Annotated in this window: 12 protein-coding genes; 11 read left to right on the forward strand and 1 reads right to left on the reverse strand. The window is 63.2% G+C overall.

Annotated features, from left to right (window positions below):
* The 4 genes from HDG34_RS36950 (at position 1) to HDG34_RS36965 (ending at position 3,929) form a co-directional block, all read left to right on the forward strand.
* The gene (locus tag HDG34_RS36950; protein ID WP_184068494.1) at positions 1 to 1,056 is read left to right on the forward strand and encodes an ABC transporter substrate-binding protein; all 1,056 of its coding nucleotides are present in this window, start codon (positions 1 to 3) and stop codon (positions 1,054 to 1,056) included.
* A gap of 39 nt (positions 1,057 to 1,095) precedes the next feature.
* Positions 1,096 to 2,352, forward strand: coding sequence for an ABC transporter permease (locus tag HDG34_RS36955; RefSeq protein ID WP_184068497.1), 1,257 nt, complete (start codon positions 1,096 to 1,098; stop codon positions 2,350 to 2,352).
* Between the two features lie 66 nt (positions 2,353 to 2,418).
* Positions 2,419 to 3,246: an ABC transporter permease gene (locus HDG34_RS36960; RefSeq protein WP_090810989.1), complete on the forward strand. Its 828-nt coding sequence runs from the start codon at positions 2,419 to 2,421 to the stop codon at positions 3,244 to 3,246.
* Positions 3,247 to 3,479: 233 nt separating this feature from the next.
* Positions 3,480 to 3,929: an SET domain-containing protein gene (locus HDG34_RS36965; RefSeq protein ID WP_090811862.1), complete on the forward strand. Its 450-nt coding sequence runs from the start codon at positions 3,480 to 3,482 to the stop codon at positions 3,927 to 3,929.
* Positions 3,930 to 4,087: 158 nt separating this feature from the next.
* Here the strand turns inward: HDG34_RS36965 and HDG34_RS36970 are convergent, their stop codons facing one another.
* Positions 4,088 to 4,864: an aspartate/glutamate racemase family protein gene (locus HDG34_RS36970; protein ID WP_184068501.1), complete on the reverse strand. Its 777-nt coding sequence runs from the start codon at positions 4,862 to 4,864 to the stop codon at positions 4,088 to 4,090.
* Between the two features lie 310 nt (positions 4,865 to 5,174).
* Here HDG34_RS36970 and HDG34_RS36975 point away from each other — a divergent pair, with 310 nt between their 5' ends.
* From HDG34_RS36975 to HDG34_RS37000, 7 genes are all read left to right on the forward strand, one after another.
* Entirely contained in the window at positions 5,175 to 6,377 is a 1,203-nt protein-coding gene (locus HDG34_RS36975; protein ID WP_184068504.1) for a branched-chain amino acid ABC transporter substrate-binding protein, read from the forward strand.
* 25 nt (positions 6,378 to 6,402) lie between these two features.
* Entirely contained in the window at positions 6,403 to 7,302 is a 900-nt protein-coding gene (locus tag HDG34_RS36980; protein ID WP_018422469.1) for a branched-chain amino acid ABC transporter permease, read from the forward strand.
* Between the two features lie 3 nt (positions 7,303 to 7,305).
* Complete coding sequence (locus HDG34_RS36985) at positions 7,306 to 9,114, forward strand: ABC transporter permease subunit (RefSeq protein ID WP_184068507.1); 1,809 nt, start codon at positions 7,306 to 7,308, stop codon at positions 9,112 to 9,114.
* Positions 9,102 to 9,833, forward strand: a complete 732-nt coding sequence (locus HDG34_RS36990; protein WP_090810981.1) for an ABC transporter ATP-binding protein — start codon at positions 9,102 to 9,104, stop codon at positions 9,831 to 9,833. Before HDG34_RS36985 ends, HDG34_RS36990 begins: the two co-directional genes overlap by 13 nt.
* Positions 9,834 to 9,891: 58 nt before the next feature.
* Positions 9,892 to 10,020, forward strand: coding sequence for a hypothetical protein (locus HDG34_RS39690; protein WP_260321461.1), 129 nt, complete (start codon positions 9,892 to 9,894; stop codon positions 10,018 to 10,020).
* On the forward strand, positions 10,014 to 10,859 hold the full coding sequence (locus tag HDG34_RS36995) for a DUF1989 domain-containing protein (RefSeq protein ID WP_184068510.1): 846 nt from the start codon (positions 10,014 to 10,016) through the stop codon (positions 10,857 to 10,859). Before HDG34_RS39690 ends, HDG34_RS36995 begins: the two co-directional genes overlap by 7 nt.
* 107 nt (positions 10,860 to 10,966) lie before the next feature.
* Entirely contained in the window at positions 10,967 to 12,211 is a 1,245-nt protein-coding gene (locus HDG34_RS37000) for a D-amino acid dehydrogenase (RefSeq protein WP_184068513.1), read from the forward strand.
* Positions 12,212 to 12,317: the final 106 nt, after the last annotated feature.

Below are 12,317 nucleotides of genomic sequence, written 5' to 3' on the forward strand. Positions count from 1 at the left end.
ATGAAAACCACACTCTCGTCCTTCCGGACCACCATCGCGGCGTGCGCGCTCGGGGCGTTTGCCACGGCCACGGTTCATGCGGCCGAAACGATTTCCGTCGTCACCTTTGGCGGTGCGTATGAAGCTGCCGCGAAAAAGGCATGGTTCGAACCGTTCACTGCGAAAACCGGCGACCAGTTCTCCACCGAGTCCTACGATGGCGGCCTCGCCAAGCTGCAAGCGATGGAACAGTCGAAGAACCCGACCTGGGATCTGATCGACCTCGAAACCAACGACGCAATCACCGCGTGCGACGAAGGCCTCATCGCCAAGTTCGACAAGAAGTTGCTCGGCAACACCAGTGACTTCCTGCCGGGCTCGATCAGTGATTGCGCCGTCGCGGCGATGGTATGGTCCACCGTCTATGCGTATGACACCAGCAAGCTGAAATCTGCGCCGACCACCATCAACGATTTCTTCGACCTCAACAAGTACCCGGGCAAGCGCGGCATGCGCAAGTCGCCGAAGGTCGCGATGGAATGGGCCTTAATCGCCGATGGCGTTGCACCCAAGGACGTGTACAAGACCCTCTCCACGCCGGCTGGCGTCGATCGCGCGTTCAAGAAGCTCGACACCATCAAGCCGAGCATCGTCTGGTGGGAGGCGGGTGCGCAGGCGCCGCAACTGCTCGCCGACGGCGCGGTCGTCATGACGCAGGCGTACAACGGCCGCATCGACGACGCCGTGCACAAGGACAAGAAGCCCTTCAAGATCGTCTGGGATGCACAGGTGTACGACTACGAATGGTGGGCCGTGGTCAACGGCGCGAAGCATGCCGACGCGGCGCGGAAGTTCATCGTCGCATCCTCGACACCGCAGGCCTATGCGGACCTGTCGAAGTACATCGCGTACGCGCCGCCGCGCAAGGACGCCATTCCGCTGATCGACAAGGCGCGTCTGAACGATCTGCCGACAGCGCCGGAGAACTTCAAACGCCCGCTGCAAATCAACGCGACGTTCTGGGCCGACAACGCGGATGCGATCAACAAGCGGTTCCAGAACTGGCTGGCGCAGTAGCGCCAGATCGAACGAACGTCACCCGGGAGATCGAGCACGATGAACACGCAGCTGCCATCCACCGCCCCTTTTGGCCGCGGCCCGCAGGCCGCGAACCGCGAGTCGTTTCGCGCCGCGCGCCGCAAGGCCGCGCTGCGCGCGTTGCTGCTGGCTTTGCCGTTGCTCATCTTTCTGCTGGTGACGTTCGTCGCGCCGATCGCGAGCCTGCTCGCGCGCAGCGTGCGAAACCCTGAAGTGCGCGCCGGCATGCCGCAATTGAGCACGGCGTTGGCCGGATGGGACGGTGCGGGCGTACCCGGCGAACCGGCCTTTGCCGCACTCGCGCACGACCTGAAGGACGCCAGCGAATCCGGCCAGCTCGGCAATATCGCGCGACGCATGAACTTCTCTCAACCAGAGTTCCGCAGCCTGCTGTTCAAGACGGCGCGTGCCACACGTTCGCAAACGCCCGCGCAATGGAAGCCCGCCCTGATCGATCTGGATGAACGCTGGAACACACCGGAAACCTGGCGGCTCCTCAAGCGTGCGTCGATCTCGCCCACGCCCGACTATTTGCTGAACGCCGTCGACGCGCAAGTCGCGCCCGATGGCTCGGTGACGTCCGTCGCGGCGGACAGCGCCATCTTCCGCGCGGCCTTCGGACGCACGGTCACGATCAGTGCGACGGTCACGCTGCTGTGCCTGGTGCTGGGTTATCCCGTGGCGTATCTGCTCGCGACATTGCCGGAGGACCAGAGCAACCGGCTGATTCTCTTCGTGATCGTACCGTTCTGGACCTCGCTGCTGGTGCGGACCACCGCGTGGTATGTGCTGCTGCAACCAGGTGGTGTGATCAACGGCGCGTTGCTCCGCTTTGGGCTCATCAATCATCCGTTGCCGCTGATTTTCAATCGCACGGGTGTGTTGATCGGCATGACGCACATCCTGCTGCCATACATGATCCTCGCGATCTTTTCGGTGATGAAAGGTGTCCCGCCCGTGTACATGCGCGCGGCGAAATCCCTCGGCGCGCATCCGGCTGTGGCCTTCGTGCGAGTGTATATTCCGCAAACGCTGCCGGGTGTCGGCGCGGGATGTTTTCTCGTGTTCGTGCTCGCGCTCGGTTATTACATCACCCCCGCCCTGCTAGGCGGCGCCGGCGACGAAATGATCAGCCAGCTGATCGCGTCGCAGACCAACGATCAGCTCAATTGGGGACTCGCCGGTGCCTTGTCGTGCTATCTGATCGCATTCACGGCGGTGTTCTATTTCATCTTCAACCGGCTGGTCGGTATCGACCGCTTGCGCTTCGGCTAACGCGCCGCGCAACCGACGCCAATGGGTTGTCGCTCCTTCGTATGGTTGATCAACAGGCAGACTCAGATGAAAGACGGACGAACCCGGCTACTCTCGGAACGCATCGCGGGCGCGGGACTACGCGTGCATTGCGCGCTCATTTTCTTTTTCCTCGTCGCGCCGATCCTCGCGATCGTGCCGCTGTCGTTCAACTCCGGCTCATTCTTCTCGTACCCGATGCAGGGCTTCTCGCTGCGCTGGTACGCGCAGGCGCTGAGTTCGCCGGACTGGCAACGCGCGTTGGCGAACAGCATCGGCATCGGCGCGGCGTCGACGCTGATCGCGACGGTGCTCGGCACGCTCGCCGCGCTCGGCTTGAGCCGCACGCAGTTTCCTTACCGCTCGATCATCATGCCGATCATCGTGTCGCCGATGATCGTGCCTATCGTTGTCGTCGCGGCAGGGTTTTATCTGGTCTTTTCGCCGCTCGGCCTGGTCAATTCGTATCTCGGCGTCGTGCTTGCGCATGCCGCGCTCGGTACGCCCTTCGTGGTGATCACCGTGACGGCTTCGCTGCTGTCGTTCGATCAAAGCCTGCTTCGCGCTGCGTCGGGGCTGGGCGCGCAGCCGTGGGTCGCGTTTCGTCGCGTCACGCTCCCACTGATCACGCCCGCCGTCGCAACGGGCAGTGTGTTCGCATTCGCGACGTCGTTCGACGAAGTGATCGTCATTCTGTTCATTGGCGGCCCCGAGCAGCGCACCGTGCCGCGGCAGATGTGGAGTGGCATCCGTGACCAGATCGACCCGTCGATCCTTGCCGTGGCCACACTGCTGATGGCGTTCGCCATCGCCCTGTTCGCCTGCATGAACTGGTTGCGCAAGCGCGCAGCGGCGGCCAGCCGCTCGTTTGGCTGAGCCGACCGTTGTGCCAGCGTGATGCCGTGGACATGCGACTTGACGACCTCCCTGTAACCGTCGACCGTTGCCAGCCTCGTTGCGGCAAAGCCGGAACCCTTGGCGCGGTCCGTCCTTGGCTGTTAGTTGCGCTTTTAAAAAGAAAAATATTGAGCGCCTGACTGTGTGGCGATATGCTTCGCATCGCCGCTCAACCACATGCAACGACCGAGGGTCGCGAAGGAAACGACAAAATGCGATTGCGACGCATCACCGCACGACGCTCACCAGTGCATGGCATGGGACTGTTTGCCCTGCAGCCGATCGCCCCGGGCGAACGGGTGATCGAGTACAAGGGGGAAGTGACCAGCTGGCGGCGCGCCGCCGCCCGTCAGCGAGCCGACGCGGGCCACACCTTCGTGTTTGGGCTGTCCAGCGGACGAGTGATCGACGGCAGCCGCGGCGGCAACAGCGCCCGCTTTCTGAACCATGCGTGCGCCCCCAACTGCGAGGCCATCGAGACGGGCGACCGGGTGTTCATTCATGCGCTCGCCACGATCGCACCCGGGGAGGAGCTTTTCATCAATTACGGTCTGTCAGTGGACGGCGCGGTCACCGACGACATTCGCGCCCAGTACGCGTGTCATTGCGGCGCGCCGGCATGTCGTCGAACCATGCTGGGAAATGACGGACAGTCGTCGTAGTCCTGCCGCCGCGCAGACGCTTCGATGAGCGATTCCTGCGGCGGTTCATCCGACGCGCCTGCCGCGTCTGTGGTGCGCGTCGATGTCTGGAACAGGGCCTCGGCGTCGATCGCCGCATGGTCGCCCCGCCGCGCTGCGTCGCGTTTCAAGGTACAACGTCACAGCGCAAACAGCCGCCCAAGATGAGGCTCGCAATCTCCCACGCCGGCGAGCCGCAACGCGTGCCACGCCATCGCGTAGTTGCTCGATATCACCGGCTTGCCGATCGCCGCCTCCAGCTCCGGAATCAACCCGGCGATGCGCAAGCTCGTGCACGATACGAAAATCGCGTCCACGTCACGATTGCGCGCAAGTCGCTCAACACCAGTTCGCAATGACGCCGCATCGATCCGCGCCACTTCGTTATCGTTCGCATGCTCGAACGACGCCACGCGCGTAATGCCGTGACCGCGCGACTCGATATAGTCGCGCATGTATTCGTTGATCGAACGCACATAGGGAGTAAGCAGGGCCGTACGTTGGACGCCAAGTGCGCGAAGCGCCGCCAGCGCCGCGGTGATCGGCGTAGTGCACGCGGCGTCCGCACGCGCTTCGCGAATCCGCGCGAACACCTTTTCCTCCCCAATCACCATCGACGCGGACGTGCAGCCAAACGCCACCACATCGATACGCTCGGCCGGACGGATCAGCGCGACCGCCGGTGCAATACGGTCCTCCATTTCCGCTAGCCGTTCGGGCGTGATGTCCGCCGAGTTATACACGCGGCTTTCGTAGAACGCCACGCCGTCCTGCGTCAGCAAGCCCCGCCACTCATGCTCGATCGTATGATCGGTGGCGAGCACCACGAGCCCAATCGCGGCACGACGGCCGATGCCGTCGTCCAGCGTGAAATCGAGCTTCGTGTACACGTCGTCATGCGGTGCAATCGCACTCATTTCGGAGTCGTCCTGTCATGTCGCGTTCGGGCTCGCGAGTCTCTGTCGTCACTGCCTCTTAAAGGTAGGGGATTGCCGGCGCCTTTGTGTAATGGTTTATACGCAAATACCCTATACCGTCCAACGCACACCGGCTTCTATCATGAAAGAAGCGCTTTAGTGTCAGCGCTCCGGTGAAACCAGCAGTCACGCCGTTGACCTGGTGGGTATGAATCACACGCAATCGCCCCATTTCCGTCCGCTTTCCGATGTCACCGGTATACCCGTGTGGCGGATCGTCCGATCCCTCTCACAATAAGGAGTCTCTAACATGTTTGCTCAGACGATTGGCTGGTCCGGTGCAAAGCGGGGCTCGCGGCAAACGGCCTTTGCGGGCATGGCGGCCGCCGTGGCCCTGCTTGTCGGCATGGCTCCCGGTTCGGCGCTAAGCCAGGGCGCCACCATCAAGATCGGCGTGCCCGTTCCGCTGTCGGGCAGCAGTGCCAATGCCGGCACGGATATTGTCAATGGCGCGAAGCTCGCCGCCGCCAGAATCAACGCGGCCGGTGGCGTGCTCGGCAAGCAGATCGAGCTGGTGCCCGAGGACGACGCCTGTGATGCGCAGACCGCGGTGCAGGCGGCGCAGAAACTCGTCGATGCGGGCGTTGTCGCGGTAGCGGGCGGATATTGCTCAAGCGCGGCGCTGCCGGAATCGACAACTTTTCATCGTGCCGGGATTCCCTACGTGCTGGATGCGTCGACGAATCCGCAACTGACCGAGATGGGGTACGACAACGTGTTCCGCACGATCGGCCGTGACGACCAGCAGGGCCCATTCGCGGCAAGCTTCATGAAAGACGTTCTGCACGCGAAGCGCGTTGCAGTGATCGACGACAACACGACCTATTCCAAAGGCCTCGCCCAGAACACCGTGCAAGCCCTGAAGAAGGACGGTGTCGATGTCGTGTACGCCAATTCGATCACGCCCGGACAGATGGACTATTCACCGACGCTCACGCGGGTCTCCTCACTGAAGCCTGACGTGATCTACTACACAGGCTATTTCTCCGAAGCCGGCCTGCTGGTCAAGGAGGCGCGGCAACTGGGTCTGAAAATGACCTTCATGGGCGGCGACGCCACCAATGACCCCACCCTGATGAAGACGGCCGGTCCCGCCGCCGACGGCATGATCATCACGACGGCACCGCTCGCGCAGTTCCTGAGCGGCGCGCACGCGTACGTCGACGACTATATGAAGGCTTACGGGCAAGCGCCGGGACCGTACTCGGTCTATGAATACGACGCTGTCGGAGTCACGGCCAAAGCCATCGCGGACGCAAAATCGGCCCAGCCTGCCGCGATCACCGCGGCTCTGCACAAGATCTCGAACTACCCGGGCGCGACCGGAACGATCTCCTTCAATGCGAAGGGGGACCGCAGTAAAGCGGTGTACATCACCATCATCGTGCACAACGACAAATTCGAGCCCTACCAGAGGCAGGATGCGAGCGGACATTGGGTGGCGATGAAGTAGGCGTCATTACGCGCGCGCCCCCGTCATGAGCGACTTCTTCCAGTTCGTCATCGAAGGGCTGACGACCGGCTCGTTCTACGCGCTCGTCGCCCTCGGCTACACGATGGTCTACGGCATCATCCGGCTGATCAACTTCGCTCATGGCGATCTGTTCATGGTCGGCGCGTTCATCGGCTGGACCGGCCTGATGGTTCTTGCGTCCGCGCATCTGCCGCTCGCCCTGGCGCTGCTGATCGCCCTTGTGGCCGCCATGACGGTCACAGGCGCGCTCGGCCTGCTGATCGAGCGGCTCGCGTATCAGCCGTTGCTGCGCGCGCCGCGGCTGTCGATTCTGATTACGGCGCTGGGCGTCTCGCTGGCGCTGCAAAATGGGGTGCTGCTGATCTACGGCGCGGGCTTTCGCACCTATCCGCACGTGCTGAGCCAGGCCGGCTTCGAACTCCACGGCGTGCAGATCACCTTCGCGCAGATCGGCATCATCGTGACGAGCCTGGCCCTGATGCTGGCACTGTATTTCTTCGTTCACCACACTTTCCTCGGCACCGCGATGCGCGCGCTGGCAATCGATCAGGACGCCGCGCGTCTGATGGGCATCGACGTCGAACGCCTGATCCAGCTCACCTTTCTGCTCGGGTCGGTGCTGGCCGCCGTGGCGGGCGTCATGGAAGGTCTTTACTACACGCAGATCAATTTCTTCATGGGCTTCGTGCTAGGCCTGCGCGCGTTCACCGCCGCCGTGCTCGGCGGCATCGGCAACATCCCGGGCGCGATGGCGGGCGGCATCCTGATTGGCCTGCTCGAAGCTTTCGGCGCGGGCTATGTCTCTTCGCAATGGACCGACGTGTTCGTCTTCGGCGTGCTGATCGCCGTGCTCGTGATCAAGCCGACCGGGCTGTTCGGCGAACGCGTTGTCGAGAGAATGTAGTCCATGAGCGCCAGTCAGGCTTCCGCGCGTTGGGCCAAGCCTCTCGGCGGTGCGCTGCTGGCCGCCGCCGTGGCGCTGCCCGCTGTCGTCAGCAACTATGTCGTCGATGTCGGCCTGACCATCGTCACCTATTCGATCCTGGGTCTTGGGCTGAACATCGTAGTCGGTTATGCCGGGTTGCTCGATCTGGGCTACGCGGCCTTCTTCGCGATCGGCGCATACACGACGGCATTGCTGGAAACCCTGCTGCACTTCTCGTTCTGGGAGACGCTGCCGTTCAGTCTGGCGTTCGCCGGGGTATCGGGCATCGTCATCGGCTATCCCACCCTGCGCCTGCGCAGCGACTATCTGGCGATCGTCACGCTGGGGTTCGGCGAAATCACGCGTATCGTCGCCACCAACCTCGACATCACGGGCGGCCCGAACGGCATCTTCGGCATCGCGAGTCCGAGCCTGTTCGGTTTCGAGATCAGTTCGCCGCTAGCGCTCTACGAACTGGGCATGGCGTTCCTCGTGCTGGTGCTCGTGTTCGCCATCCGGCTCGGCCAGTCGCGGCTGGGCCGCGCATGGACCAGCATCCGCGAGGACGAGGCAGCTGCCGAGGCCGTCGGCGTGCCGACGCTGCGCGTCAAGCTGCTCGCCTATGTGATGGGCGCGCTGATCGGCGGGCTGGGCGGCAGCCTGTTCGCCGCCCGCTTCGGCACCATCGATCCGACCGGCTTCACCTATCTGCAGTCCGTCACGATCCTGATTGTCGTCGTGCTCGGCGGCCGGGGCAGCATTCCCGGTGTGCTCCTCGGCGCCATCATCGTCGCCGGCCTGCCGGAGATTCTGCGTTTTCTCAATCTCTGGCGCATCTTCGCTTTCGCGATCGGGCTCGTGATCCTGATGCTGTTAAGGCCACAGGGGTTGTGGCCAGCGCCGTTGCGCCGCGTCGCGCCGGCGCGCAAGGGCGCTGACGCCGATCGCGTCGCTGTGCCCGATCACGCCGTCACCGATGAGGTCCTGCTGGAGGTGCGCGACATGCAGCGCCGCTTCGGTGGCGTGCTGGCGGTCGGCGGTGTCAGCTTCATGGTGCGAAGCGGCGAGATCGTGAGCCTGATCGGTCCGAACGGCGCCGGCAAGACCACCGTGTTCAACTGCCTGACCGGCGTCATCCGCCCGACTGGCGGCCAGATCGTCTGGTGCGGGGAACGGCTTGCCGGCGGCGCGCCTCATCGCATCGTCCATCAAGGCATGGCGCGCACCTTCCAGGGCATCCGCCTGTTCGGCCACATGACGGCCTTCGAAAACGTCCTGACCGGCATGGACCATCGGCTTCGGACACCGCTCGCAGCCGAGCTTCTGGCGTTGCCGTCCGCGCGCGCCGAGGCGGCGGACCATTCCACCGAAGGCCTGCGCTGGCTTGCCTTCGTCGGTCTTGCCGGCAGGGCGGGCGAGCGCGCCGCCGATCTGCCCTACGGCGACCAACGCAGGCTGGAGATCGCCCGTGCGCTCGCCAGCAGCCCTCGCCTGCTGCTGCTCGATGAGCCGGCTGCGGGCATGAACCCGACCGAGAAACGCGCGCTGATGGAACTGATCCGGCGGATCCGGGATCATGGCGTGACGGTGCTGCTGATCGAGCACGACATGATGCTGGTGATGGGCGTGTCGGACCGGATCATCGTGATGGACCACGGCGTCATCATCGCCGAGGGCCAGCCCGCCGCGATCCAGGCGGACCCGCGGGTGATCGATGCCTATCTCGGCACAGCCGGAAAGGACGAGGCGAGCGACGATACTGCCGGGGAGAAATCGCTGTGGGACTCCTAGAAATCCGCGATCTGCGTGTGAGCTATGGGACTGTCGAAGTGCTGCACGGCATCTCGCTGGACGTCGCGGAGGGCGAGATCGTCGCGTTGCTCGGCAGCAACGGCGCGGGAAAAACGACCACACTGCGGGCGATTTCCGGATTGATCCGGCCACGCGCGGGCGACATTGCGATGGCTGGCCAGCGCCTGACGGGCTTGCGCGCACACCAGATCGTGGCGCTGGGTCTGGGTCATGTGCCAGAGGGGCGGCGCATTTTCGGGGCGCTGACGGTGGAGGAAAATCTGCATCTCGGCGGCTATCTGATCCGGCGCGACAGTGCGGCATTGCAACAGCGAAGGGATCAGCTCTATGCGACTTTCCCCCGGCTCGGCGAGCGACGCAGCCAGCTGGCTGGCACGCTCAGCGGCGGCGAACAGCAGATGCTGGCGATTGCCCGAGCCCTGATGCTGCGCCCGCGTATCGTGGTGCTGGACGAACCGTCGATGGGACTCGCGCCGAAGCTGGTCCGCGCGATCTTCGGCATGATCGCCGACATCTGCCGCGAAGGCACCTCGATTCTCCTCGTCGAGCAGAACGCCCGCCAGGCGCTGCGGATCGCTCATCGGGCTTACGTGCTGGAAAGCGGGCACATTGCGCTCGCGGGGTCCGCCCGCGAGCTGGCTCAGGATAGCCGGGTCCGCGCTGCCTATCTGGGCGGCAGTGCCAGCTCGGCAGAGTAACCTGCCAACGGGGCAATCGACCTTGGCTGAAACGGGTCAGACGTCATGGAGGCAAAACATGTCAGAGATCGATAAGGAAAAAGATAAGGAAAAGGTCGTTGCAGTGTTGCGTCGCCCGAGCGATGACGACGCCGCCTCGTCGCGGCACGGCGCCGGCCTGAGTTCGACGGAGAATGCATCATGCTGAATTATCCTGCTGCCTATCAGTCCACCAAAGGCTCAGCGCTCGACGTCGACAAGACGTTCTATCAGCGCATCGCCTCACAGCACGACACCCGCACGCTGGTCGAATCGATCGTCGTGCCGATCCGCTCGGGGCAAGCGTGGACCGTGCCGGCCGGCCACGTGTTTCGCATTGTCACGATCGAAGGCCCGCAGGTTGCCGACCTGAACATGTGGAACCGGCACAACCCGCGCGAGCGCATGTGGGCGTCGCGCACGCGCCAGTTGCAGCAGGCGCACGTGAGCACCTTCGACCGTCTGTGGTCGACGCTGCCATTCCTGCGTCCGATGGTGACCATCACGGATGACAGTCTCGCAGGCTACGGCGTCGACGAGCACGGCGGCCGTGTCCACGATCTGCTCGGCACGCGCTGCGACCCCTACGTGAACCGCATGCTGACCGGCGAGGATTTTCATTTTCACTGCCACTCCAACCTGACGCGCGCCATCGCCCCGTATGGATTGACTGAGTACGACGTCCACGACGTGCTCAACGTGTTCCAGTGCACCGGCCTGAATCTCGAAGACAAATACTTCATGAAGGCGTGTCCGGCAAAGAAAGGCGATTACCTCGAATTCTTCGCGGAGATCGACCTGCTGTGCGCGCTGTCGACCTGTCCGGGCGGCGATCTGTCAGTGCCGATGTGGGGACCCGACGCGCGCGATCCGCTGGAAGTGTGCCGGCCGCTTGGCATCGAGGTCTGGCAACTCGCGCCACAGATGCTGGATGGGTGGACGCCGCCGGCTGTGGCTGCCTACAAAGGGCAGCACGGAATGGTGCTGAATCAGCCGCAATGGAAGTGAGACTGGTGCCTCCTGTCCAGCAGGAATCGAGGGTGGCGCAGCACACAAGCCGGAGCGAGACCGCGCCGCCTTGAATGCCCGCCGGCCCCCTTGTATCTGAGGACATCATGAAAGTTGTCGTGCTCGGTGGCGGGGTAGTCGGTGTGACAACCGCGTACCAGTTGCAGAAGGATGGCCATGAGGTCGTGATCGTCGAGCGGCAGCCTTTAGTCGCATCGGAAACCAGTTGGGGTAACGCGGGCATGATCGCGCCCGGGCATTCCTTTGTCTGGTCCTCGCCCAAAGCGCCGATGATTCTGCTCAAATCGCTGGTGCTGAAAGATCAGGCGTTGCGCTTCAAGTTCTCGGCGGATCCCAGGCTTTACAGCTGGTCGTGGCGTTTCCTGATGGAATGCACCTCAGAGAAGGCACGCCGCAATACCCTGCTCAAGCATCGGCTTGCCGCGTACTCGCAACGCGTGCTACAGAATGTGATCGCTGAGGAAGCCATTGAATACGATCGAAATGACCGCGGAATTCTGTATTTTCATCGGACGCAGGAAGCGCAGGATCGCGGAGTCGAACACATGAAGCTGCTGGAATCCGATGGGCAAGTCATCAGGGTTCTCAGCCGCGATCAGGTCGTCGCTCTCGACCCGTCGCTGGCTTCGGCAAAAGACAGGATAGCGGGTGCCATTTACTGCCCGACCGATGAGACCGGAGACCCTGCGAAGTTCACCCGCGCCCTAGCGGAAAAGATTGTCGCGCGTGGCGGTACGCTTCTGACGGACACCACCATCGACGGCTTCGAAACCGCTGGGCAGGACGTGGTGGGCATAAGAACGAGTCGAGGCCTTGTAAAAGCCGACGCGTATGTGCTCGCCCTTGGCCCCTATAGTCCGGTTCTTGGCCGACAGATCGGCATCGATCTTCCGATCTATCCGATCAAGGGATACTCCCTCACGATTCCGATCGATGGCCGGCCCATGCCTCCCTCGGTCGCAGTGGTCGACGAACACAACCTGGTCGCAATCTCGCGCTTCGGCGACCGGATCCGGGTCACCGCAACGGCGGAGCTTGCCGGCTACGACACGAGCCATAAGCCTTCTGATTTTGCGTTTATGAAGAGCGTGACACAAGAACTCTACCCGGCCGGCGCCAACTACGATCGCGCCGAAATGTGGGCCGGTCTCAGGCCGATGACGCCGACGAACCTGCCGTTTCTTGGGCGCAGGAAGTATCGCAATCTTTATCTGAATACCGGTCACGGTCATATCGGCTGGACCATGTCGCACGGATCGGCTCGAATCACGGCCGACCTGATCGCGGGACGAACCCCGGCGATTCCGATGGTGGGGCTGCTTTGCGACTGATGGCGACGCGTTTTGCAGCCAAAACATGGGGCCCAGCCGAACGATGCCAGCAAACTATTGCATCGACCGGTCGAATCCGCCGCGCATGACCCGTCGGTACACGTCG

Source organism: Paraburkholderia sp. HC6.4b (assembly GCF_014200875.1).
In the GTDB taxonomy this organism is placed as follows: domain Bacteria; phylum Pseudomonadota; class Gammaproteobacteria; order Burkholderiales; family Burkholderiaceae; genus Paraburkholderia; species Paraburkholderia tuberum.

What these genes read in the sequence shown, in the direction of transcription:
- HDG34_RS36950 (WP_184068494.1), top strand. Translation starts at nt 1, where the DNA reads ATGAAAACCACACTCTCGTCCTTCCGGACCACCATCGCGGCGTGCGCG.
- HDG34_RS36955 (WP_184068497.1), top strand. Translation starts at nt 1,096, where the DNA reads ATGAACACGCAGCTGCCATCCACCGCCCCTTTTGGCCGCGGCCCGCAG.
- HDG34_RS36960 (WP_090810989.1), top strand. Translation starts at nt 2,419, where the DNA reads ATGAAAGACGGACGAACCCGGCTACTCTCGGAACGCATCGCGGGCGCG.
- HDG34_RS36965 (WP_090811862.1), top strand. Translation starts at nt 3,480, where the DNA reads ATGCGATTGCGACGCATCACCGCACGACGCTCACCAGTGCATGGCATG.
- HDG34_RS36970 (WP_184068501.1), bottom strand. Translation starts at nt 4,864, where the DNA reads ATGAGTGCGATTGCACCGCATGACGACGTGTACACGAAGCTCGATTTC.
- HDG34_RS36975 (WP_184068504.1), top strand. Translation starts at nt 5,175, where the DNA reads ATGTTTGCTCAGACGATTGGCTGGTCCGGTGCAAAGCGGGGCTCGCGG.
- HDG34_RS36980 (WP_018422469.1), top strand. Translation starts at nt 6,403, where the DNA reads ATGAGCGACTTCTTCCAGTTCGTCATCGAAGGGCTGACGACCGGCTCG.
- HDG34_RS36985 (WP_184068507.1), top strand. Translation starts at nt 7,306, where the DNA reads ATGAGCGCCAGTCAGGCTTCCGCGCGTTGGGCCAAGCCTCTCGGCGGT.
- HDG34_RS39690 (WP_260321461.1), top strand. Translation starts at nt 9,892, where the DNA reads ATGTCAGAGATCGATAAGGAAAAAGATAAGGAAAAGGTCGTTGCAGTG.
- HDG34_RS36995 (WP_184068510.1), top strand. Translation starts at nt 10,014, where the DNA reads ATGCTGAATTATCCTGCTGCCTATCAGTCCACCAAAGGCTCAGCGCTC.
- HDG34_RS37000 (WP_184068513.1), top strand. Translation starts at nt 10,967, where the DNA reads ATGAAAGTTGTCGTGCTCGGTGGCGGGGTAGTCGGTGTGACAACCGCG.